The organism is Geothrix sp. SG200 (genome assembly GCF_022808935.1).
Taxonomy (GTDB): Bacteria; Acidobacteriota; Holophagae; order Holophagales; family Holophagaceae; genus Geothrix; species Geothrix alkalitolerans.
Map to the genome: position 1 here is coordinate 208,335 of NZ_JAKZFR010000003.1, position 23,039 is coordinate 231,373.

The 23,039-nt window shown below is 69.0% G+C and carries 15 protein-coding genes; 9 read left to right on the plus strand and 6 right to left on the minus strand.

Going from position 1 to position 23,039, the window contains the following annotated elements:
* Positions 1-29 precede the first annotated feature (29 nt).
* Entirely contained in the window at positions 30-650 is a 621-nt protein-coding gene (locus ML539_RS08745) for a hypothetical protein (RefSeq protein ID WP_243322609.1), read from the minus strand.
* Positions 651-740: 90 nt separating this feature from the next.
* On the opposite strand from ML539_RS08745, the gene ML539_RS08750 reads away from it, so the two are divergent.
* Together ML539_RS08750 and ML539_RS15495 are read left to right on the plus strand one after the other, a co-directional pair.
* Entirely contained in the window at positions 741-1,199 is a 459-nt protein-coding gene (locus ML539_RS08750) for a 23S rRNA (pseudouridine(1915)-N(3))-methyltransferase RlmH (RefSeq protein WP_243322611.1), read from the plus strand.
* Between the two features lie 124 nt (positions 1,200-1,323).
* Entirely contained in the window at positions 1,324-3,372 is a 2,049-nt protein-coding gene (locus tag ML539_RS15495) for an ATP-dependent DNA helicase (protein ID WP_279341572.1), read from the plus strand.
* Positions 3,373-3,418: 46 nt separating this feature from the next.
* On the opposite strand, the gene ML539_RS15500 is transcribed toward ML539_RS15495, so the two are convergent.
* The gene (locus ML539_RS15500; RefSeq protein WP_279341573.1) at positions 3,419-5,449 is read right to left on the minus strand and encodes a M56 family metallopeptidase; all 2,031 of its coding nucleotides are present in this window, start codon (positions 5,447-5,449) and stop codon (positions 3,419-3,421) included.
* Positions 5,446-5,829, minus strand: a complete 384-nt coding sequence (locus ML539_RS08770) for a BlaI/MecI/CopY family transcriptional regulator (RefSeq protein ID WP_243322612.1) — start codon at positions 5,827-5,829, stop codon at positions 5,446-5,448. The genes ML539_RS15500 and ML539_RS08770 overlap by 4 nt, the downstream gene beginning before the upstream one ends.
* Positions 5,830-6,001: 172 nt before the next feature.
* Here ML539_RS08770 and ML539_RS08775 point away from each other — a divergent pair, with 172 nt between their 5' ends.
* The 3 genes from ML539_RS08775 (at position 6,002) to ML539_RS08785 (ending at position 12,725) form a co-directional block, all read left to right on the plus strand.
* Positions 6,002-8,596 (plus strand): PIG-L family deacetylase, encoded by a 2,595-nt coding sequence (locus ML539_RS08775; protein ID WP_243322614.1) that lies wholly within the window; start codon positions 6,002-6,004, stop codon positions 8,594-8,596.
* A 102-nt stretch (positions 8,597-8,698) separates the two neighbouring features.
* Positions 8,699-10,411, plus strand: a complete 1,713-nt coding sequence (locus ML539_RS08780) for a sodium:solute symporter (protein WP_243322617.1) — start codon at positions 8,699-8,701, stop codon at positions 10,409-10,411.
* A 46-nt stretch (positions 10,412-10,457) separates the two neighbouring features.
* On the plus strand, positions 10,458-12,725 hold the full coding sequence (locus ML539_RS08785) for an aconitate hydratase (protein WP_243322618.1): 2,268 nt from the start codon (positions 10,458-10,460) through the stop codon (positions 12,723-12,725).
* Positions 12,726-12,731: 6 nt separating this feature from the next.
* On the opposite strand, the gene ML539_RS08790 is transcribed toward ML539_RS08785, so the two are convergent.
* Positions 12,732-13,355: a trimeric intracellular cation channel family protein gene (locus ML539_RS08790; protein ID WP_243322620.1), complete on the minus strand. Its 624-nt coding sequence runs from the start codon at positions 13,353-13,355 to the stop codon at positions 12,732-12,734.
* Positions 13,348-14,622, minus strand: coding sequence for an amidohydrolase (locus tag ML539_RS08795; protein ID WP_243322622.1), 1,275 nt, complete (start codon positions 14,620-14,622; stop codon positions 13,348-13,350). Before ML539_RS08795 ends, ML539_RS08790 begins: the two co-directional genes overlap by 8 nt.
* A 147-nt stretch (positions 14,623-14,769) precedes the next feature.
* Between ML539_RS08795 and leuS the strand changes: the two genes are divergently transcribed.
* From leuS to ML539_RS08815, 4 genes are all read left to right on the plus strand, one after another.
* Positions 14,770-17,196, plus strand: a complete 2,427-nt coding sequence (leuS, locus tag ML539_RS08800) for a leucine--tRNA ligase (RefSeq protein ID WP_243322624.1) — start codon at positions 14,770-14,772, stop codon at positions 17,194-17,196.
* Positions 17,197-17,200: 4 nt separating this feature from the next.
* On the plus strand, positions 17,201-18,139 hold the full coding sequence (locus tag ML539_RS08805) for a cysteine synthase family protein (RefSeq protein WP_243322627.1): 939 nt from the start codon (positions 17,201-17,203) through the stop codon (positions 18,137-18,139).
* The gene (gene pyrE, locus ML539_RS08810) at positions 18,139-18,780 is read left to right on the plus strand and encodes an orotate phosphoribosyltransferase (protein WP_243322629.1); all 642 of its coding nucleotides are present in this window, start codon (positions 18,139-18,141) and stop codon (positions 18,778-18,780) included. Before ML539_RS08805 ends, pyrE begins: the two co-directional genes overlap by 1 nt.
* 169 nt (positions 18,781-18,949) lie before the next feature.
* Entirely contained in the window at positions 18,950-19,507 is a 558-nt protein-coding gene (locus ML539_RS08815) for a cob(I)yrinic acid a,c-diamide adenosyltransferase (RefSeq protein WP_243322631.1), read from the plus strand.
* Between the two features lie 76 nt (positions 19,508-19,583).
* Here ML539_RS08815 and ML539_RS08820 read toward each other — a convergent pair whose 3' ends face one another.
* Positions 19,584-22,718, minus strand: a complete 3,135-nt coding sequence (locus ML539_RS08820) for a TonB-dependent receptor (protein WP_243322634.1) — start codon at positions 22,716-22,718, stop codon at positions 19,584-19,586.
* Positions 22,719-23,039 lie beyond the last annotated feature (321 nt).

The following is a 23,039-nucleotide window of genomic DNA, read 5'->3' on the forward strand; positions in this document are numbered from 1 at the left end:
GGGCCGCACGAAAGGGACCGGCGCAGGGGCTACTGCTTCAGGCCCTGGAGGGAGACCAGGTAGCGCATGAAGGAGACGCCGTAGGTGCCATCGGGCTTCTTGAGGCAGCTGACGGAGAGGATCTTGTTGCCGTCAAAGCCCAGGGACATGTCCTTCACGATGGTCTGGGAGCCGAACTGGCGGGCGGCCGTGTTGTCCACGATGCCCATGTGCCGCATCTTGCCCCAGGACTTGGCGGTGAGGCCCTTGGTCAGGCGGTAGATGCCGGCGTTGTAGGCCAGCCGGGCGTCCTTGATGGTGTAGTCCGGGAAGTTGACGGGGTCGGGACCGCCCGGCAGGGAATCGAGCTTGTCGGCCAGGTGCTCGACGCCCAGGCCCTTCAGTTCCTCGGGGGTGAGCGTGAGGCCCAGGGCCTTGGCGTCCATGTGCATCTGCCGCGCGGAGGGGAACACCACGTCCGGCGTGATGGGCGCGATCAGGGTCACGTGCTTGTAGTCCTTCCGCACCGCCAGGTACTGCAGGTGATAGAGGATGTCGGCGGGTTCGGTGGCGGCGGGTGGGGGCGTGGTGGGGATTTCGTCACCGCCGCAGCTGATGAACGCGGGCACGAGGAGCAGGCTGGCAAGGGGTAGCATCAGGGTACGTCGCATGGATAAGCCTCCGGAACGGGGTGGTCTGGATGATTGTGAGGATGCAGTCTTCCCACTGCGCTGCCAAGGGAAATTCATCACAATGGGATCGTGTATCCCATCGGTCTCATCGCCTTCGGACGCCTGCGCCTGGAACCCTGCCGGGGGCTGGAGCGGCACTACCTGGATATGCTGCGGCCCTACGCCCGGATGGACGTGACGGAACTGGCGGAGGGGAAGGGGGATCCGGTCCGGGGGCTCCGGGAGGAGGCCGAGCGCCTGCGGCCGAAGCTGAAGGCGGTGACCTGTCCGGTCCTGCTCACGCCGGAAGGAAAACTCCGGGACAGCGAGGCCCTGGCCAGGTGGCTGGGCGAGCGCATGGACCGGGGCGAGAGCCTGGCCTTCGTCCTCGGCAGCAGCCACGGCTTCGACCCGGCCCTCAAGGCCGAGGTGAAAGAGCAGCTCAGCCTCTCGCCCCTGACCTTCCCCCACGAGCTGAGCCGGGTGATGCTCCTGGAGCAGCTCTACCGGGCCTTCACGATCCTTCGCGGCAAGGAGTATCACAAATAATCAAGGGGGGACGCAGCGCCCGGTCCAGGCGAGCCTGTCTCGGGCGCCGAGGCATAGCCGATCCCTGCGACCCACACGAGCAAGGCCATTCGCCCTTTTTCCGCCTTTGAGGGACACTGGGAAGATGGCGCATCCCATGGACCGCTACTTCGCCCCGCCGGAGGGACGGATCTTCGCCTGCTTTCCCGGGGCCGAGGACCGGCCCGGACAGCGGCGCATGGCGGAGCTGGTCCACAACGCGGTGGTGGAGGGCAGCGCCCGATTCCAGGCCTGGCGCAACCAGGGCGGCGAGCCTGAGGACCGGCCCGAGGCCGTCATCCAGGCGGTGGAGGCGGGCACGGGCACGGGCAAGAGCCTGGGCTACCTGGTGCCGGCCCTGGCCGCCGGCCGCCACCCCATCCTGGTGGCCACCCGCACCAAGCAGCTCCAGCGCCAGCTGCTGGAGGAGGATGTGCCCCGGGCCTCGGGCATCCTGGGCCGGCCTGTGAAGGCCGTGCTCGCCAAGGGCCGGGCCAACTACCTCTGCCGCACGGCCTGGGAGGCGGTCTCCACGGATGCGCACCTGGAGTTCACCCGCGCCGACCAGCAGCTCTGGCTGGCGCTCCAGCGCTGGACCCGCGAGACCCAGGACGGCGACCGGGAGGGCCTGGGCCGCTTCGGCGAGGGCGAGTCGCCCCTGTGGGACAAGATCAACGCCCGGGCCGAGCGCTGCACGGGCCGCCAGTGCCCCCGCTTCGAGGACTGCTACCTCACGAAACTGCGGGCGGAGGTGGCCGAGGCCGACCTCATCATCGTCAACCATGCGCTGCTGCTGGCGGACCGCGTGCTCCGCGAATCCGCCTTCGGCCAGGTGCTGCCGGACGCGCCGGTGCTCATCCTCGACGAGGCCCACGACCTGGAGGAGCAGCTCACGGAGAGCTGCGCCGAGGCCTGGTCCAGCCGCGCCATGCAGCTGCTCTTCACGGATCTGCGCGACGCGGCCAAGGGATCGGGTGCGGGCCTGATGGCGCTCCTGGAGCCCTGGGAACGCGCCTGGGGAGACCTCCTCACCTGGGTTCCCCTCGAAAGCGGCGTGCTGCCCCTGCTCTCGCCGGGCCCGGAGATGAAGGCCCTCGCGGACGCCGTGGGGGCCTGGGTGGAGGCGGGGCATCCCCTCTGGATGGAGGCGCGGCGCCTGGCGGGGGCCGATCCCGAGAACCCGCTGTGGATGCGCCTGGCGGAGCGCGTGGGGACGGCGTTCTCGCGCATGGAGCAGATCTTCGCCCAGCCCGAGGGCTGGGTGTCCACGGTGAACCGGGAGGGCTCGCACCTCGTCCACTTCAAGTCCAACCCGGTGGACGTGCGGCCCTTCTTCCACCAGCACGTGCGCCGCGGCTTCGAGAGCGTGGTGCTGACCAGCGCCACCCTGCGCGACGGCCGGGGCTTCAACGGCCTGGGCCTGCGCCTGGGGCTCACGCGGCCGGAGGTGGAGCAGGCCGAGCACGTGGAAAGCCCCTTCGACTTCGAGGCGCAGGGCCTGCTCTTCGTCCCGCCGGATCTGCCGGAACGCCGGGCCTCCGGGGGCGGCGTGGGCGATCCCGCCTGGATCGAAGCCTCGCTCTCCGCCATGGAGCGCATGCTGCGGGCCAGCCGCGGCCGGGCCCTCCTGCTCTTCACCAGCCGCAAGATGCTGGCGGCCTTCCGCCCCCGGCTGGAGGACGCGCTGCCGGAGTTCACGTTCTTCGTGCAGGGCGACGGCCTCTCCCGCACCCAGCTGCTGGACCGCTTCCGGGCCACGCCCTCGGCCGTGCTGCTGGGCCTGGCCAGCTTCTGGCAGGGCGTGGACCTGCCGGGCGACGCGCTCAGCCTGGTGGTGGTCTCGGCCCTCCCCTTCGCGCCCCCGGACGATCCGGTGCTCCAGGCCCGCATCCGCGAGGCGGACGCCCAGCGCGACGGTCTCGGCTTCATCGGCATCCAGGTCCCCCAGATGACCCTGAAGCTCAAGCAGGGCATCGGCCGCCTCATCCGCACCCGAGGCGACCGCGGCGTGGTGGCCGTGTTGGACCCCCGCCTCATGCTGCCCAGCGAGGACCGCCTGGGGAAGCGCTACGCCGCCCAGGTCCGCGCGGCCCTGCCGCCCTTCCCGGTGACCCGGGACTGGGAGCGGGTGGAAGCGTTCCTGCGCCTGCTGTGAATCGGGCCCGCATGCGGGCCCGATTCACAGGTGGAGGCAGATCTGGTCAGTGTCCGGGATCCGCGGGCGGCGCGGGCGGCGCGGGCGGCGCGGGCGGTGCCGGCGGGGCCTCGGGCGCCGGGGGCGGCGGCGGGGGAAGGGGTGGAGCCTCGGGGGCCCTGGGTGCCATGGGGGTCTTGGGCGGCTTCGGAGTGGTGGCCACCTGCTTCTGGAGCTGATCCAGGCGCTTCTGCATGGACGTCATGGCCGCCTGCAGGGCGCGGATCTCCGCCTGGGGATCGGCCTCGACACCCGGGTGGTTGATGTGGATCTCGGGGATGTGGATGGGGGGGATGTCGATGTCCCCGGGGACTCCCACGACCATGTCTTCCTCATCGGGGCCCACGAAGGTCCAGGTGCCGCCCTCGCCCTTCTTCTCCCCTCGAACCTTCACGCGCTTCTCGATGACGTCCTTGCCGTCCACCCGCTTGTGGATCACGACGGTGCCTGAGCCCACGTCCTCGGTGAGGATCTCCACGTTGTTTCCCCCCTCGGACTTTCTCCGGATCACCTCCATCCGCACCTTTCGGCGCTCCGCCCGGGCCTTCTCGATCTCGGCCCGCGCCTTGTCAATGTCGGCGCGGACCTTGGCGCGCTCCTCGGGGCTCAGCTCCGGGAGACGGTCCAGGTCCTTCAGGTGCACGTCCAGGTCCTTCAGGTGAGTGTCCAGCTCGCGGGTCTGGGCATCCAGATGCCGCGTGCGGATCTCGATGCGCTGGGCCTTGTCGCGGGCCTTCTGGGCCTTGGCGGCATCCTTCACGGCCTCGCGCAGCCAGGCCTCGCCTTCGGCGTCGAGGGGCTGCGCCTTGCCGTCCACGGTGTAGGTGCGCTGGCCCTTGGAGGCGCTGTAGGCACGGGTCTTTCCGGCCTTCTTCTCCTCCACGCGGAAGCTGCCGTCGCCGGGCACGGCCACGGGGTCCTTGGCGGTCGCATCGAGCTTCACGTCACCCTTCATCTGGAGATCGAGCTTCCGGTCCCCGTCGATGACCTTCATGCGGGTGGCCGGCTCGGCCTTGGGGGTGGATTCCTGACCCTTGTCCTGGAGGACCACGCCGGCGCCCAGGATCGAGGCGGCCAGCAGGGCCAGGGCCGCGGCCCGGGCGGCGTTGGAGGCGGGAAGGGCGGGCTGGAGCAGGTGGCGGACACGGTGCATGAGGGAACCTCCATTGGCGGCCAGGGCGAGGTGGGGGGCGGGGGACGCGGCCTCGCGCAAGGCCTCCAGATCGGTGAGGGCGCGGGCCAGGAGCAGGGGATCGCCGCAGAGGGCGGCCGCCACGTCGTCGCAGCAGAGCTCGCGCTCGTGCCGGATACGGGCCGACAGCCACCACACGGCGGGGTGGTAGAAGAGGGCGACCTCCACCAGGGACTGGAGCAGGTTCACCAGGAAGTCGCCCCGGCGGATGTGGGCCAGCTCGTGGGCCAGGATGGCCTCCAGCTGCTGAGGCGCGAGGCCCGCCAGGGCGCAGGCGGGCAGCAGGATGACAGGGCGCAGCCACCCCAGGGCCGTGGGCACCTCCACCGCCGCGGACCGGAGCAGGCGCACGGTGCGGGAGAGCTTCAGCTCCCGGCAGAGCCGCGACAGCACCAGGTGCCACTCCGCAGGAGCCGGCGTGATCCCTTCGCGGCGCAGGCGCTGCACGCGGGCCCAGCCGCCGAGGAACCGGGCGGAGAGCAGGACCACGCCCAGGGCCCAAACGCCCAGCAGCCAGGGCAGGGCGGGATCCAGGGCCATCTTCAGCCGCAGGGGCAGCGGCGCGTCGGAAACCAGGACCGCGGAGGCCTCCGCGCCCAGGCGGAGGGGCTCCGCCGGGACGATCTGACGCTGAAGGACCAGGAAGGTGGCCACGGGTGCGGCCGCCATCAGGAGGAGGGCGGCGCAGGCCACGCCGTAGCGGGCCCGGGCGCTGGCGCCCCGCAGCAGGGCCAGTGCCAGCCAGGCCAGCAGGCCCAGGGCGGCGCCCTGCCACAGGAAGTGGATCAGGCTCCAGCCCAGGGCCTGGGCCCAGGGCTCGTGGACGACAGAGAGCAGGGGGTTCATCGCTTCCCTCCTTCGGCCTGGTCGAGCAGTTTCCGCATCTCCGCCAGCTCCTCGCGGCTGGCCCGGCGGGTGGCCAGGGCCTGCATGACGAGGCTCAGGGAGGAGCCCCCGAAGGCCTTGTCCAGCAGGTCGTCCAGCAGATGCCGCTGGGTCTGGACCTGGGTCTCGCAGGCGGAGAACACATGGGTCCGGTCCGTGACGTCCCGCGCCACCAGGCCCTTGTCATGCATGATCTGGAGCATCTTCAGCACCGTGGTGTAGCCCAGCTCCCGCTCCGCCGCCAGCACCTCGAAGACCTGCCGAACCGTGCTGGGCCCCCGCTCCCAGAGCACCCGGAGGATGGCGAGCTCGGCGTCGGTGGGCCTGGGGGCAGAGGTCATGGGAAGGGGCTCCGGAAGGGGGATGCGGAAAAGATACGACAAGTTTCGTAGCTGTCAACGAAGATTGTCGTACTCGGTTTAGTCGCTCGGCTGAAAAACACTCCCCCCATGCCCCGGGTCCCCGCCCTTCCCTGGCCCGGCGGTATGCTGGCCGTCCTGATCGAGGAGCCCCATGCCGCGTCCTGCCGCCCTGCGCCCGACCCTTCCTGTCCACGGCGCCGCATGGCGGAACGCGTCCTCGGCGCTGGGCCGGGCGCTCCTCCTGGCGCCCCTCCTGGCGCTGGGCGTGGGACTGGGGCCCGGACTTTCGGCCCAGGTGCCGGTGCGGGACGCGGCGGAGCTGGAGAAACAGCTGGATCGTCTCCAGACCGTGGGCAGCGTCCTCTACCTCGCGGCTCACCCGGATGACGAGAACACCGCCGTGCTGGCCACCCTCTCCAAGGGGCGCAACCTCCGCACGGCCTACCTGGCCATCACCCGGGGCGGGGGCGGGCAGAACCTCATCGGCCCCGAGCTGGGCGACGGCCTCGCGGCCATCCGCACCCAGGAGCTGCTGGCCGCGCGCCGAATCGATGGCGCCGAGCAGTACTTCACCTCGGCCGTGGACTTCGGGTTCTCCAAGACGGCGGAGGAGAGCCTGCGGATGTGGGGCCACGACCGGATCCTCGCCGAGGTGGTGCGGACCATCCGCACCTTCCGGCCGGACGTCATCCTCACGCGGTTCCCGCCGGATGCGCGGGCGGGGCATGGGCACCACGCCGCCTCGGCCCTGCTGGCCATCGAGGCCTTCAAGGCCGCCGCCGATCCGGACCGCTTCCCAGAACAGATCGCGGCCGGCCTCCGCCCCTGGCAGGCCACGCGCCTGCTGTGGAACCACTACCTCTTCACCGACGAGGCCCCCGCGCCGCCAGCCGGGAGCCTGACCCTGGAGGTCGGCGCCTACGACCCCCTGCTGGGGCGATCGTACGGCGAGTTGGCCGCCGAGAGCCGCAGCCAGCACCGTAGCCAGGGCTTCGGGGTGCTGGCCCAGCGGGGCCGGCGGCTGGAGACCTTCGAACGCCTGGAGGGCCGCCCCGCAACGGCGGACCTCTTCGAGGGGATCGACCTCACCTGGTCCCGCTTCCGGGGGACCCGCGGCCTCGCCACCCTCCTGCGCGAGGCCCGCGAGGGCTTCCGTCCGGAGCATCCCGCCGGCGTCCTCTCGCCGCTGATCCGCGCCCGGCAGGCCCTTGGCGCGCTGCCGGCCGGGACCCTGGCCGAGCCCCTGGTCCAGGCCAAGGCCGCGGAGTTGGAGGACGCGATCCGCGCGGCGGCCGGGCTCTGGGTGGAGGCCATCGCCGACCGCCAGCGCCTGGCGCCCGGTGACCGGCTCACGGTGCATGCCGCCCTGTTGGCGCGCGGAGACGGTGCCCTGGCACTCGAGTCCCTCGCGCTGGAATCGGTCCGGCCGGAGGGAAGCCGTGTCCTGGAGTCCCGGAGGGAGGGAGCAATCCTGCCCGGCAATGCACCCTGGAAGGCGGCCTTCTCCTTCGCCGTGCCGGCGGACACGCCCCTGAGCCAGCCCCACTGGCTGGGAGGGCCGGGCGCGGAGGCCTGGGCGGGCCTGCCCGAATCCCCGGCGCCCTTCCGCCTCCGGGCCCGTCTGAAGACCTCTGACGGCTCCTTCGAGGTCACGGTGCCCGTGCAGTACCGGTTCCGGGATCCGGTCCTGGGCGAGCGGTACCAGCCGCTGGCGGTGGTGCCGGCCGCGCTCGTGACCTTCGCAGACCCGGTCCTGGCCTTCGAGACGCAGGCCGCAAAGGAGCTGCGCCTCCAGGTGCTCGCTGGCGGCGCGGCCGCCACCGGGCGCGTGCGCCTCCGGGTGCCCGCGGGCTGGGCGGTGGACCCGTCCGAGCAGACCTTCGCCCTGGCCCATGCCGGCGAGAAGAAGGAGCTGAGCTTCCGCATCACGCCGCCGGCCTCGGCCGCGTCCGGCGCGCTCCTCGCCGAGGTGGACTTGGGCGCTGGCTTCTCGGGCGCCCGCGGCCTCGTGGTGGTGGACCACCCGCACATTCCCCTGCAGACGCTGCTGCCCGAGGCGCGCGTGCGCCTGGAGCGCTTCGACCTGAAGCACGACGGCCGGCGCATCGGCTATGTCATGGGGGCAGGCGACGACATCCCCCAGGCGCTGCGCCGCATCGGCTACGAGGTGGACCTCCTCACGGACGAGGCGCTGGCGCGGGAGGACCTGGCTCGCTTCGACGCCATCGTGCTGGGCATCCGCGCCTTCAACACCCGTCCGGCCCTCCAGACCCTCAAGGAGCGGCTCCACGCCTACGTCGCCGCAGGCGGGACCGAGCTGGTGCTCTACACGGTGAACACCGGCTTCCCGGGGATCAACGCCGCCATGGTCACGGAGGCTATCGGCCCCTACCCCTTCAAGGTGGGCCGGAAGCGCGTCACCGTGGAGACGGTGCCGGTGCGCCTCCTGAAGCCCGACCATCCCGTGTTCCACTGGCCCAACGAAATCAGAGCGGCGGACTTCGACGGTTGGGTGCAGGAACGCAGCCTCTACCACGCCGAGGGCTGGGATGCCCGCTACACGCCCCTGCTGGGCATGGCGGATCCCGGCGAGGCCGAGGACGCCGGGGCCCTGATCGTGGCGCGGCACGGGAAGGGTCACTACGTCTACACGGGGCTCTCCTTCTTCCGCCAGCTGCCGGACGGCGTGCCCGGCGCCACCCGGCTCTTCGCCAACCTGCTGGCCCTGGGGCATGCCCATGACTGACGCCCCGCCCCTCCTGGGCACCTGGAAGCGCCTCTACCTGATGGTTCTCGGCGAGCTGCTGCTCTGCATCCTGGGCCTCCGCCTCCTCGCCTGGGCCTTCTCGTGAGCCGGCTCGACTGGCTCGTTCTCGGCGGCGCCCTGCTGGTCGTCGTGTGCTGGGGCCTCTACAAGGGCCGTGGCGCCACCTCGGGCGAAGCCTACATCGGCGGCGGGCGCGATCATCGCTGGTGGCTCATCGGCCTTTCGATCATCGCGACGCAGATGAGCGCCATCACCTTCCTCTCCACGCCGGGCCTGGCCTACGTGGACGGCATGCGGTTCGTGCAGTTCTACTTTGGCCTGCCGCTGGCCGCCATCGTGCTGTCGATGACGGCGCTTCCGCTCTACCACCGCCTGAAGGTCTCCACCGCCTACGAGATCCTCGAGGCCCGCTTCGACCTGAAGACCCGGCTCCTCGCCGCCGGCCTCTTCCTGATCCAGCGCAGCCTCTCGGTCGGCATCACGATCTTCGCCCCGGCCCTGGTCCTCTCGGTGCTGCTGGGCTGGAGCATCCATGCCAACATCCTGTTGGTGGGCGTGCTGGTCATGACCTACACGGTGGCGGGCGGCACCCGGGCCGTGGCCTGGGCCCACAGCTCGCAGATGGTGATCATCGCCTTCGGGATGATCCTGGCGGGCGTGATGACCGTCCACCGCCTGCCCGCCCATGTGAGCCTCGGCGACGCCTTGCATGTGGCGGGAGGCCTTGGGCGGTTGAACGCCGTCGATCTGCGCTTCGACCTGAACAACCGCTACAACCTGTGGTCGGGGCTCATCGGAGGCTTCTTCCTCATGCTTTCCTATTTCGGCACAGACCAGTCCCAGGTGCAGCGCTACCTCGCGGGCAGCTCGCTCACCCAGGGGCGCCTCGGGCTCCTGCTGAACGGCATGGTGAAGGTGCCGCTGCAGTTCCTCATTCTGCTGCTGGGCGTGATGGTCTTCGCCTTCTACCAGTTCCACGCGCCGCCGCTCTTCTTCAACCCGGGGCCCGTGAAGCAGGCCCTGGCGGGCCCGGAGGGCCCGGCCTACCGGGCCCTCGAGACCGACTACGCGAAGGCCAGGGACCTGCAGCGCCAGCGGGCCGAGGCCTTCGTGGCCGCCCGGCACGCCGGGGAGGCAGGGGCGATCGCCGCCGCCAAACGGCAGCTCCAGCAGGCGCAGGCGGAGAGCGAGGCGGTACGGCAGAAGGGGCTGGCCCTCATCGAGAAGGCCAATCCGGGCACCCGCCCCAGCGACGTCAACTACATCTTCCTCGCCTACGTGCTGAGCAGCCTGCCCGCCGGCCTGGTGGGCCTGGTGCTCGCCGCCGTGTTCTCGGGCTCCATGTCCTCCATGTCGGGGGAGATCAGCGCCCTGGGCGCGACCACGGTGGTGGACTTCTGGCGCCGCCTCATCGGCGGCAGTCGTGGCGTGCGCGAGGTGTGGGTGGGCCGCGCCGCCACGTTCGCCTGGGGCTGCTTCGGCATGGCCTTCGCCGAATACGCGGCCCGCCTCGGCTCCCTCATCGAGGCCGTGAACATCCTCGGGTCGCTGTTCTACGGCACCATCCTGGGCATCTTCATCACGGCCTTCTACGTGAAGCGGGCCCGCGGCGGCACGGCGTTCTACGCGGCCCTGGCGGCCGAGGCCGCCGTCCTGCTCTGCTTCGCGTTCACCTCCATCTCCTTCCTCTGGTACAACGTGGTCGGCTGTGTGGCGGTGGTGGGACTCGCATATGCGTTCAGCTTCCTTCAGCCGTCGGCCGAGGCACCGGGAGATCCGCTCGAAACCGCGTGACCTCCCAGGTGGAAGGACTACACTACTGGCCCCGGAGGATTCCGCCATGGCGCAGATCGAATCCACCCCCACGTTCGCGAAGGCCGTCTACGACCGCATGGCCGCCCGCCTGGCGGTGGTGCGCCGGCGGCTGAACCGGCCCCTCTCCCTGGCCGAGAAGATCGTCTACGGCCACCTCGAGGATCCAGAGGCGGCCGAGATCGTCCGGGGGAAGAGCTACCTGGAGCTGCGCCCGGACCGCGTGGCCATGCAAGATGCCACGGCCCAGATGGCCCTCCTCCAGTTCATGACCTCGGGCCTGCCCGAGGTGGCGGTGCCTTCCACGGTCCACTGCGACCACCTGATCCAGGCCGAGGTGGGCTCCGGGCCGGACCTGGTGCGGGCCAACACCGAGAACCAGGAGGTCTACGACTTCCTGTCGTCCGTGTGCGACAAGTACGGCCTGGGCTTCTGGCGCCCCGGCAGCGGCATCATCCACCAGGTGGTGTTGGAGAATTACGCCTTCCCCGGCGGCCTCATGATCGGCACGGACTCGCACACGCCCAATGCGGGCGGCCTGGGCATGGTGGCCATCGGCGTGGGCGGGGCGGACGCCGTGGACGTCATGGCCGGCCTGCCCTGGGAGCTGAAGGCGCCCAAGCTCATCGGCGTGAAGCTGACCGGCGCCTTCCGCGGATGGACCTCCCCCAAGGACGTCATCCTCAGGCTGGCGGGCATCCTCACGGTGAAAGGCGGCACCGGCGCCATCGTGGAGTACTTCGGCCCCGGCGTGGACGCCATCTCCTGCACGGGCATGGGCACCATCTGCAACATGGGCGCCGAGATCGGAGCCACCACCAGCCTCTTCCCCTTCAACCACCGCATGGCCGACTACCTGCGGGCCACGGGCCGAGGCGAGCTTGCGGCGCTGGCCGAGGGCTTCGCTGAGCACCTGCGGGCCGACGAGGGCTGTCAGTACGACCAGGTGGTGGAGATCGACCTCAGCACCCTGGAACCCCACATCAACGGCCCCTTCACGCCGGACCTGGCCTGGCCACTGTCCAAGTTCGCGGCGGCCGTGAAGGAGAAGGGCTATCCCGAGGAGCTGAAGGTGGGCCTCATCGGCAGCTGCACCAACTCGAGCTACGAGGACATGGAGCGGGCCGCCAGCGTGGCGCGGCAGGCCCTGGACCACGGCGTGAAGGCCAGATCCACCTTCACCATCACACCGGGCAGCGAACAGATCCGAGCCACCATCGAGCGCGACGGGCAGATGGCCGTCTTCACGCAGGTGGGCGGGACCGTGCTGGCCAACGCCTGCGGGCCCTGCATCGGCCAGTGGAAGCGCCACGACATCCAGAAGGGCGAGCGGAACTCCATCATCACGAGCTTCAACCGGAACTTCGCCGCGCGGAACGACGCCAACCCCGAGACCTGCGCCTTTGTGGCCTCGCCGGAGATCGTCACGGCCTTCGCCCTGGCGGGCCGCCTCACCTTCAACCCCGAGACGGACACGCTCACGGGCGCGGATGGCAAGCCCTTCAAGCTCCAGCCGCCCAGCGGCGACAGCCTCCCGAAGAAGGGCTACGACCCCGGCCAGGCCACCTACCAGGCGCCCCCCGCGGACCGTCACCGCGTCGAGGTGAAGATTGATCCCGCCAGCCAGCGCCTCCAGAAGCTGGAGCCCTTCAAGGCCTGGGAAGGGAAGGATCTGGCGGACCTGCGCATCCTCATCAAGGCCCAGGGCAAGTGCACCACCGACCACATCTCCGCCGCCGGACCCTGGCTGCGCTTCCGGGGGCACTTGGACAACATCAGCAACAACCTCCTCATCGGCGCCACCAACGCCTTCAACGGCTCCGTCAACCGCGTGAAGAACCTGCTCACCGGCGACACCGACGAGGTGCCCAAGGTGGCCCGGGCCTACAAGGCCGCGGCCGAACGCGGAGAAATGGGCGGCTGGGTGGTCATCGGCGACGAGAACTACGGCGAGGGCTCCAGCCGCGAGCACGCGGCCATGGAGCCGCGGCACCTGGGCGGTCGCGCCATCATCGTGAAGAGCTTCGCCCGCATCCACGAGACCAACCTCAAGAAGCAGGGCATGCTGCCCCTCACCTTCGCGGACCCCCAGGACTACGACAAGCTCCAGGAGGACGACCGCCTCGCCATCCAGGGCCTCACCGCCTTCTCGCCCGGCCAGCCCCTCACCCTGGTGGCGTCGCACGCGGATGGAACCGAAGACCGGATCACCCTGAACCACACCTTCAACGAGGGCCAGATCGCCTGGTTCAAGGCGGGCTCGGCCCTGAACCTCATGGGCAAAGCCCGGACGTAGGCCCGCTCAGGCAGTCCGCCGGCCGAAGCGGGGCATGTTCCACCCGAACCGCAGCGACAGGTAGCGCAACCCGAAGCAGGCCAGGAGGCCGGGCCAGGTGGCCCAGGCCGGGCCTCCGTGGAAGTGGTGCGCCAGCACCACCAACAGGGCGCCCAGCAGGGCCGCGGAGGCGTAGATCTCGCGCTCCAGCACCACGGCCACCCGGTTGAGCAGCATGTCGCGGAGGATGCCCCCGCCCACGGCAGTCATCATTCCCAGGAGGATAGCGGTCTCGGCGTTGCGGCCCATTCCCAGCGCCTTCTGGGTGCCGGCCACGGCGAACATGGCCATGCCCAGCGCATCGAAGAGGAGCACGGGGTAGCGCAGGCGCCGCACCCAGCTGTAGGCGCCGATGGTGGCCAGGGCGCCCAGGGTGGCGCAGGCCAGGTAGCGCCAGTCCGCCAGGCCCACGGGGGGCAGCGCGCCCAGGCAGAGGTCGCGCACGATGCCCCCACCGCAGGCGGTGACGAAGGCCAGGGCCACGATGCCGAACAGATCCAGGTCCCGTTCCCGAGCCGCGGCCGCGCCGCTGATGGCGAAGACGAAGATGCCCCCCAGGTCGAGGAACTCGAAGATCGCATGCTCAGGCATGGTCGGCGGACTCCCCATCACAGAGCCAGGCCCCGGCGGCCGCCAGCATGGCCTGGAGTCCGGTCTTCAGGGTGGGATGCAGCACCGGGGCGAACCGGGAGGAGTGGTTGCTGGGGATGCGGTTGACCTGTCCCTCGGCTTTCGCCTCGGCGTAGACCTCAGGATCGGTGCCGCCCACGATCCAGAACACGTAGGGCGTCTTCCAGGCACGGCCGAAGAGGCTGAAGTCCTCGCTGGCGGCGGCGGGCGCCGTCTCGTAGGCCCGCTCGCCGAACTGGGCCTGGAAGGCCTTCGTCACCCGGGCCGTGGCGGCGGCGTCGTTCACGGTCATGGGATAGCTGTTCAGGGGGGTGAACTCAGGCTCCCGCGGCGCGTTCGAGGCCGCGCACTCCGCGCAGCAGATCCGTTTCACCGCGGACAGGACATGGTCGCGGACGCCCTCGTCGTAGGTGCGGATGTTCAGCTTGAGGGTGGCGTCCTCGGGGATGATGTTCTCCTTGGTGCCGGCCTGGAGCGAGCCGATGGTCAGCACCGCGCTGTCCAGCGGCCCCACCTCACGGGAGACGATGGTCTGAAGGCGCAGGACCGTGGAGGCCGCCATGACCACCGGGTCGATGGACGTCTGGGGCTGGGAGCCGTGGGAGCCCCGCCCGAAGAGCCGGACCTGGAGGCTGTCCCCGGCGGAAAGGATGGTGCCGCTGCGGGTGCCCACGGTGCCGGCCGCTCCCACCATCACGTGCTGGCCCAGGATGACGTCGGGCCGGGGGAAGCGCGTGGTCATGCCGTCGTCCACCATGCCCTGGGCGCCGCGGCCGACCTCCTCGCCGGGCTGGAACACGGCCAGGAGGGTCCCCCTCCAAAGGTCCCGGTGCTGGCTGAGCACTTGGGTCGCGCCCATGAGCCAGGTCACGTGCAGGTCGTGGCCGCAAGCGTGCGAGACCCCCACGTCCGCGCCTTCGTCGTTCGTGGCCCGGGCCGTGCTCGCGTAGGGCAGGCCGGTGGCTTCTGTGACTGGCAGGGCGTCCATGTCCGCCCGCAGCATCACCGTGGGCCCAGGCCCGTTGTGCAGGAGGCCCACCACGCCCGTGCCGCCCACCCCGGATGTCACCTCGAAGCCTTGCTCGGCAAGGTGCGCGGCCGCCCGTCTCGCCGTGCGCACCTCCTGCATGGACAGCTCCGGATGGCTGTGCAGGTCCTTGTAGATGGCCTCCAGCTCCGGCAGGAGCGCCTCCAGATGGGAATCGAGCGCCTTGGCCAGCGGGTCCATGGAGCCTCCGTGGGCAAGTATCCTGCCCTGATTCCAGATCCAGGTGGGGAATTCCGTGAGATGAAGCGGTTGTCCTGCCTGCGGCAAGCCGTGGCTGGAGGCAGGAGGGTTTCCTTGTAGAATCAAGGGTTCTAGCGGAGTTTCGCCATGCCCTTCCAGCCCCTGACCCAGGAACCCGAGATCCAGCGCCGCTGGCTCGAGTCCGGCGCCTTCCGCGCCAAGCGGGCCTCGGAGCTGCTGCCCGGGTCGAAGACCTTCTACATGCTGGTGATGCTGCCCTACCCCAGCGGCCGCATCCACATGGGCCACGTGCGGAACTACACCCTGGGCGACGTCACGGCCCGCTTCCGCCGCATGCGGGGCTGCGAGGTCATGCATCCGCTCGGCTGGGACAGCTTCGGCCTGCCGGCGGAGAACGCTGCCATCAAGCACGGCATTCACCCCGCCATCTGGACTCGCAAGAACATCGAGGAGATGAAGGGCCAGATCCAGAAGATGGGCATCAGCTACGACTGGGACCGTGAGATCGCCAGCTTCCAGGACGACTACTACCGCTGGAACCAGTGGCTCTTCCTCAAGATGTGGGAGGCGGGCGACGTGTTCCGCGCCATGCGCACCGTGAACTGGTGCGAGGAGCTGGGCACCGTGCTGGCCAACGAGCAGGTGGTGGACGGCAAGGACGAACGTACGGGGTTCCCCGTCGTGCAGAAGCCCCTGGAGCAGTATTTCTTCAAGACCACGAAGTACGCGGACGAGCTGCTCGAGTGCCTGGACGGCCTGGACTGGCCCGAGAACGTGAAGACGATGCAGCGCAACTGGATCGGCCGCTCCGAGGGCGCGCGCCTGGCCTTCGACCTCGAAGGCGATGGCCGGATAGAGGTCTTCACCACGCGCCTGGACACGCTCTTCGGCGTCACCTTCATGGCCCTCAGCACCGAGCATCCCGCCATCGAAAAGGCCGCCGAGACCGATGCGGCGCTGAAGGCCTTCTGCGATCAGGTGGCCTCGGTGAGCCGCGAGGAGCGCCTCACCAGCGATGTGAAGCTGGGCCACCGCACGTCGCTTTCCGCCATCCACCCGTTCACGGGCGAGAAGGTCCCGGTCTTCGCTGCCAACTACGTGCTCATGGACTACGGCACCGGGGCCGTCATGGGCGTGCCCGCCCACGACGAACGCGACCACGACTTCGCGAAGAAGTACGGCCTGCCCATTCCCCAGGTCATCGAATCGGAAAGCGAATGGGACCTCGGCACCCTGGTGAACAGCGGCGAGTTCACGGGCATGAAGAGCGAGGATGCCGTCGCGGCCATGATCGCCAAGCTCGGCGCCCGCGCCGAGAAGACCACCACCTACAAGCTCAAGGACTGGGGCCTCAGTCGCCAGCGCTACTGGGGCACGCCCATCCCGACGGTACACTGCTCGGCCTGCGGGGTCGTTCCCGAGAAGCCCGAGAACCTCCCTGTGCGTCTGCCCGAGGATGTGGCCTTCACCGGCGTTGGTCCCTCGCCCCTGACGACGTCTTCCTCCTTCTTGGACACGACGTGTCCAAGCTGTGGCAAGCCGGCCAAGCGCGAGACCGACACCATGGACACCTTCGTGGACTCGAGCTGGTACTGGCTTCGCTACCTGGATCCCAGGAACACGGAGCTGCCCTTCGCCAAGGCCGAGAGCGACGCCTGGATGCCCGTGGACCTGTATGTGGGCGGCATCGAGCATGCCACCATGCACCTCATCTACGCCCGCTTCTTCTACAAGGTGCTGCGCGACCTGGGCCTGGCCAGCGGCCCTGAGCCTTTCCAGAAGCTCATCTGCCAGGGCATGGTGCTGAAGGACGGCTCGAAGATGAGCAAGTCCAAGGGCAACATCGTCGATCCCGACGAGGTGATCTCCAAATACGGTGCGGACGCCCTGCGCCTCTTCATGATCTTCGCCGCCCCCATCGAGAAGGAGATCGACTGGACGGGCTTCGAGGGCATCGAAGGCGCCAGCCGCTTCCTCAAGCGCGTCACGCGCATGGTGGAAGACCACGAGGTGACCGCGGATGCTATGCCGGCCAAGGATCAGCTCGCCCCTGCGGAGAAGACCCTCCTCATCAAGCTCAACCAGACCATTGCCCGGCTCACGGACGACCTGGAGCGACGCTACCAGTTCAACACCGTGGTGTCGGGCCTCATGGAGCTGTCCAACGCCCTGGGTGACCTGCCCGCGGACGCGCCGCACCGCCGGGCCGTCATGCAACACGCCCTCGACGCCTTCGTGCGCATGATGTCGCCCGTGGCGCCCCACCTGGCCGAGCAGCTCTGGAATCAGCTCGGGAAGGCGGGCCTCTGCATGCAGGCGGCCTGGCCCGAGGCTGACCCGGCCTTCCTGGAGGCCGACGAGGTGCTGGTGGTGGTGCAGGTGAACGGCAAAGTGCGCGGCCGCATCACCGTGCCGGCCCACGCCGGCGAGGCGCAGCGCCGCGAGGCCGCCCTGGCCTGCGCCGAGGCCCAGCCCCACCTGGCGGGCAAGGAGATCGTGAAAGTGGTTCTTCCTCCGGGCGGCAAGCTCGTGAGCATCGTGGTGAAAGGCTGATCCCGTGACCAAGACCCTCCCTTCCGTCGTCGATACCGTCCTTGACCTGGTGGGGAACACCCCCCTGCTGCGCCTGACCCGCTTCGCGCCGGGCCTCCAGCTCTTCTCCAAGCTCGAGTACCTGAACCCCGGCGGCAGCGTGAAGGACCGCATCGGCGTGGGGATGATCAAGGCCGCGGAGGCGCTCGGCCAGATCAAGCCCGGCGTGAGCACCATCATCGAGCCCACCGCCGGGAACACCGGCGTGGGCCTGGCCATCGCCGCCAAGGCCCTGGGCTACCGCTGCATCCTCTGCGTGCCGACGAAGTACAGCCGGGAGAAGATGATGCTCATGAAGGCCCTGGGGGCGGAGCTGGTGCTCATCCCCAAGGAGCAGGGCATGAAGGGCGCCATCGCCAAGTGCCAGGAGCTGGCGGCGAGCATTCCCCACGCCTTCGTGCCCCAGCAGTTCGACAACCCCAGCAACCCCGACAGCCACTACGCCACCACGGGCCCCGAGATCTGGCAGCAGATGGAGGGCCGCGTGGACGCCGTGGTGCTGGGCGCCGGCAGCGGCGGCACCTTCACAGGCATCGCCCGCTACCTCAAGGAGAAGAACCCCGCCCTCAAGGCCGTGGTGGTGCAGCCCGTGGGCTCAGTCTACTGCGGCGCTCCCGTGGGCGAGTGGGTGGTGGAGGGCGTGGGCAACGGCTTCATTCCCGCCAGCCTCGACCTTTCCATCGCCGACCGGATCATCGACGTGGCGGACGCCGACAGCCTGGCCACGGCCCGGGAGCTCATCGCCACCGAGGGCTGCCTGGTGGGCGCCTCCGCCGGCGCCAATGCCTGGGCGGCCCGCGAGTATGCGAATACCCTGCCCGCCGGTTCCCGGGTGGTGACGCTCTTCCCAGACGGGGCCGAGCGCTACATGTCCAAGCAGCCCGTGGCCGACCTGGAGCTCTGATGTCGCTCTCGCCCCGAGACCTCGCCGCCTGCCTGCTGGACGCCGGCGCGGTGCGCCTCCAGCCCCTGGACCCCTTCACCTGGGCCAGCGGCCTGAAGGCGCCCATCTACTGCGACAACCGCCAGCTCCTGGGCTTTCCCGAGGCCCGCGGCCAGATCGTGGCGGCCCTGGCGGAGCGGGCCGCCAGCTTCACCCCCACGCTCGTGGCCGGCGCCGCCACCGCAGGCGTGCCCTGGGCGGCCATGGTGGCGGACCGCCTGGGCCTGCCCATGGCCTACGTACGCCCCACGCCCAAGAACCACGGCATGGGTCGTCAGGTGGAGGGCCCCCTGGCCAAGGGACACCGCGCGGTGCTCATCGAGGACCTGATCTCCACGGGCATGTCCAGCCTCAAGTGCGCGGACGCACTTCGGGCCGAGGGCGCGGAGGTGCCGGCGGTGCTGGCCCTCTTCAGCTACGGCCTGCCCCAGGCGGAACAGGCCTTCGCCTCGGCTCACATTCCGTTCGAGGTGCTCGGCTCCTTCCAGGTGCTGTCCGAGGAAGCCGAACACCGCGGCATCCTGGATGCCGCCGGCCTGGCCGACCTGGCGGACTGGCGGATGGATACTGTGGCCTGGAGCCGCGCCCGTGGCGGGGCGTAGGCGCCGACCCGCATCGGCGAAAGTCGCGGACAGGATTAACAGGATGGAAAGATGGATTAACAGGATGAATGAAGAAAAACAGTTCTGATGTTGCTTCCGTCATTTGTTTTTGAATCCTGTTCATCCTTCAAAATCCTGTTCATCCTGTCCTGTTTTTTGGGGTCCAGTCATGAAGCTCTACACACGCACCGGCGATGACGGCTCCTCGGGTCTCTTCGGGGGGGAGCGGGTCAGCAAGTCCCATCTGCGGCTGGTGGCCTACGGCACACTGGACGAGCTGAACAGCGTCATGGGCCTGCTGCTGCTCCACGCCACGGCTCCCTGCGCCACGCAGGAGACCCTGCAGCGCATCCAGCACGATCTCTTCGTGCTGGGGGCCATCCTCGCCACGCCGGCCAACCGCCAGGAGCTGCTGGGCGCTCGCATGAGCACCCCCACCTGGGCCCTGGCGGACATGGAGGCGGACATCGACCGCCTGACCGCCCTGGCGCCGCCCATGACGGCCTTCGTGCTGCCTGGAGGCACGTCCGCCTCGGCCCACGCCCACCTGGCCCGCACGGTCTGCCGCCGGGCCGAGCGCGAGGTGGTGGCCCTCACCCACGAGGAGCCGCTGAACCCCGCTGTCCTGGCCTACCTGAACCGACTCAGCGACTGGCTCTTCGCCCTCGCCCGCGCCGAGAACGCCACCGCCGGCGTGCCCGACATCCAGTGGGTGCCGAAGGACTGACGGCGCCATTCCCGGGGCGGCGGTACATGGCTCGGCCCCCTTCCGGGGGCCGAGCTTTGCGGATTGGAGATCCGGGCTAGAAGGAGAACTTCACGCCCACGTTCCAGCGGCGGGGCGGAATCCAGGCGTAGGCCTGGCCCACGCTGAGGCCGCTGAAGGGGAAGTTCTGGGCCGCGGCCACGTCGGTGGCCAGCTGCCGGTTGAAGAAGTTGAACACATCCAGGGAGACCGAGCCCTTGGTCTTCTGCCAGACCTTGAAGTCGTACTGGAGGTGGACATCCATCGTGTCGTAGCGGGGGCTCATGTTCTTGCCGAGGGTCTCGGTGTCGACCATGGCCGGGTCCTTAGGAGCGAGCAGCAGCAGGCGGCTGGAGAAGACCTGCCCGTCGCTGTAGTGATAGCCGGAGACCACGTTGTAGGTGGCGCCGATGAGGAAGCCGGAGTCCCACTTGTAGTAGGCGTACGCCTTGCCCATCCAGTCGAGGGAGCCTTCGAGGCTGCCGTTGTTGTAGCCCAGCCGCGGGTCGAAACGGGCCAGATCGCCCTGGTAGTCGGCGTTGCCTGAGCTGTTGGAGTTGCCCGTGGCCCGGATGCGGCTGAAGGTGGCGAAGCCGCCCCAGTGATCCTGGAGACGGCGGGTAACCGTCAAGTCCACCGTGTTGTAGTAGCGGAAGCCGCCGGGCAGGTTGGCGAGCACGAAGTTCAGAGTGCCGCCATTCACGCGGGCCACATTCTGGGCGCCTGAGTAGCCGCCGCCCGCGAAGTAGTTCGGGTCGATGGCCAGGGAACGGAAGCGATTCACGGCTTTGAGCTGCGCGGAAGTCAGCTGGGAATAGGGAATGGGCACATCGAGCTTGCCGGTCGTGGGATTGGCCGTGTACAGCCCGTACAAGGACCGGGCCTCGGCTTCCAGCCGGTCCGCGCTTGTGTAGAGGGTGGGATCCCAGTCCTCGACGATGTCGTAGTCGCGGCGGTAGGTGTAGGTGGCTTCCGCGGTCCAGGCATTGCCGAAGTCCTGGGCGAAGCCCAGTCGGAATTCATCGGTCTTGGGCAGCTTGAAGGAATCCGCGAACACGGCGTCTACCGTCTTGCTGCCGCCTCGCGTGTTCTCGGTGACCCACACGCCGGCAAGGCGGATGTCCTCGGTCTGGACCGAGCTGGTGAGGCTCCCAGTGAAGCGCACCATGTCCAGCTTGATGGGGTCGATGTAGCGGCCGAAGTAGGCGTAGGCCTTGGTGCGGCCGTTGCCCTTCACGTCCCAGGTGACGCCGAGACGGGGTGCCCAGTTCGCGCCGGTCTTGAAGAGGGACTGGCCATTGTCCGCCTTGTATTCGTAGGAATCGAAGCGGACGCCGGGGCTGAAGGTCCAGGTACCGATCTGCCACTGATCCTGGATGTAGCCGCCCTGGGTCTCCATGCGGGGAGACGAGGTGGCCTTGCTGGCCAGGTTGCGGCGGTAGCCGTAGTAGCCGAGGTACGGGCGGGCGGGGTCGAAGAGCTCATTGAATTGATAGGCATCCAGCTCGCTCGCGGAAACGACGCCGTCGCCGTTCGAATCAAGCGCGGTGCGGACCGAGTTGTAGTTGCCGCTGTTGATGGCCGTGAGGAGGCGGCTCCCGGTCCCGGGCACATAGCCCCCGTAGGGCGGGATCTTGGGGGTCGTCGAGGTGGCGGCGACGCCCTGGTCGACCAGGTTGAAGGTCGGGCCGTTGCTCCCCGTGGCCGCGGCGTTCTGCGAGGCGGTCAGGTTGTCGTACCAGGTGCCGTTGACGATGAAGATGGTCTGCGTGAGCTCTGATTTGCCCTTCTGGATGCCCATCTTGAGGGTGTGGCTGCCGGCGGCCTCGAAGAGATACGTGAAGTCCACGCGGCCGTTGTCCACCTGGTACTTGCGGGCGGTGCCGGCGGAGCCGCCGCCGAAAGTCCTCTGGATGGAGGGGATGGCGACATTGGATTCCAGAATGATCTGGGGACCGAGGTCGGCGCGGAGGGCCTGGGTGGTGTCCGCCTCTTCATGCCGAAGGAAGCGGGCATCGAGGATGAACTTGGATTCCTGCCACGTGTAGGACAGGTTGTAGTTGTTGCCGCCACGCTCGGTCCGGGTGGCCTGGCTGGACACGACGAGGGGGCTCGCAAGGTTGTCGAAGGTGCTGGGATTGCGGTTGAAGCCGCCCACCACCGTGTGGCCCGGGGCGATGGCCCAGGTTAGCTTGAAGAAGTAGCGGGACTCGTCGTTGATGACGGTGCTCCGCGTCTCGCCGGGGGTCAGAGTCGCGGAGGGGTCTACCTTGGCGGTGCCGTCCTCCTTGACTTTCTGGCCCGAGGCGACGATCCACAGCTTGTCCTTCAGGATGGGACCGGAGAAGTAGACCGTGGTGTCGTTCAGCTGGGAAGGCACGACGGCCAGGCGATAGCGACCCACCGAGTTCCACCAATCCGACGAGCGGTGGTAGTAGTTGATGCCGCCGCTCCAGTCGTTGGACCCGGAGATGGTGGTGGTGTTGGAGAACAGGCCGGCGCGGGCCGTGTACTCGGCCGTGATGGCCCCAGTCTTGATGTCCTGGGCGGCCACCAGCTCGGGGGCGATGGTCGTGCGGTAAAGGCCCGATTCCGGGCTGGTCACATCGATGCCATCGATGAGGTAGGTGTTGTTGCGTGCGCCGTTGTTGCCGAAGTTGTCTCGGTTGAGTCCGGCGGCCAGTGAGGGGTTGCCGCCGACGCTGACAACGCCGGGGGCCAGGTTGATGGTGGCCATCTGGTTGCGGGCCACGGGCAGGCTGGTCAGTTCCTCCTGGGTGAGCTGAGTGCCGGCCGTGACGGTGGTGACGTCCACGGCGCTGATGCTGCTGACCACCTCGACCACCGCCGCGCCCAGAGGCGCCAGACGGGCGTTCACGCTCTGGGTCTGGTCCACGAGCACATCCACCTTCTCGATGGTCGCCGTCTGGTATTCCTTGGCCGTGACCAGGACCCGGAACCTGCCGGGGATGAGGCGCAGGAAGCGGGCCTTTCCATCATGGTCAGCGACTTCGGTGCGGGCGCCGCCGATCTGGGTGGGGCTGGAGATGATGACCGTGGCCCCGGGGACGGGCGCACCGGCGGTGTTGGTCACTGTGACGGTGATGCCGCCATCGCCGGCCGCGTGGAGCGCGGCGCCCATGGCCACAAGAAGGGCCGTGGTGCGGGCCATTCGGGAGGGGGAGAGATGCATGCAAAACTCCTGGTGGGTGCGGTAGGCCGCACGGGTGAAGGTTGTCGAGACATCGAGCCTGCCTTCGCCTAGACCGCGGCCGACCTCCAACCAGGATTCATGGAGGCGGGACGACAAGCCCCGGGAGTAACAGGACGTCGAGATCGAAAGAGCGGAAAGTGCGATAAGGATAGGACAGGTTCTCGAGTTTCTTCATGCTTTTCTTGACCTTTTCATGCGTTACATCGCAACGCGATATTAATGAGTCAGGCGACTGAAAGCCCGGGAAATAGAAGAAGATTGACGCCCTCTTGTTGAAAGAATAGGCGATTGATACATCAT

Coding starts and splice junctions, on each gene's coding strand:
- ML539_RS08745 (WP_243322609.1), bottom strand. CDS start 650: ATGCGACGTACCCTGATGCTACCCCTTGCCAGCCTGCTCCTCGTGCCC.
- pyrE (WP_243322629.1), top strand. CDS start 18,139: ATGTCGCTCTCGCCCCGAGACCTCGCCGCCTGCCTGCTGGACGCCGGC.
- ML539_RS15500 (WP_279341573.1), bottom strand. CDS start 5,449: ATGAACCCCCTGCTCTCTGTCGTCCACGAGCCCTGGGCCCAGGCCCTG.
- ML539_RS15495 (WP_279341572.1), top strand. CDS start 1,324: ATGGCGCATCCCATGGACCGCTACTTCGCCCCGCCGGAGGGACGGATC.
- ML539_RS08770 (WP_243322612.1), bottom strand. CDS start 5,829: ATGACCTCTGCCCCCAGGCCCACCGACGCCGAGCTCGCCATCCTCCGG.
- ML539_RS08815 (WP_243322631.1), top strand. CDS start 18,950: ATGAAGCTCTACACACGCACCGGCGATGACGGCTCCTCGGGTCTCTTC.
- ML539_RS08820 (WP_243322634.1), bottom strand. CDS start 22,718: ATGCATCTCTCCCCCTCCCGAATGGCCCGCACCACGGCCCTTCTTGTG.
- ML539_RS08775 (WP_243322614.1), top strand. CDS start 6,002: ATGCCGCGTCCTGCCGCCCTGCGCCCGACCCTTCCTGTCCACGGCGCC.
- ML539_RS08785 (WP_243322618.1), top strand. CDS start 10,458: ATGGCGCAGATCGAATCCACCCCCACGTTCGCGAAGGCCGTCTACGAC.
- ML539_RS08795 (WP_243322622.1), bottom strand. CDS start 14,622: ATGGACCCGCTGGCCAAGGCGCTCGATTCCCATCTGGAGGCGCTCCTG.
- leuS (WP_243322624.1), top strand. CDS start 14,770: ATGCCCTTCCAGCCCCTGACCCAGGAACCCGAGATCCAGCGCCGCTGG.
- ML539_RS08790 (WP_243322620.1), bottom strand. CDS start 13,355: ATGCCTGAGCATGCGATCTTCGAGTTCCTCGACCTGGGGGGCATCTTC.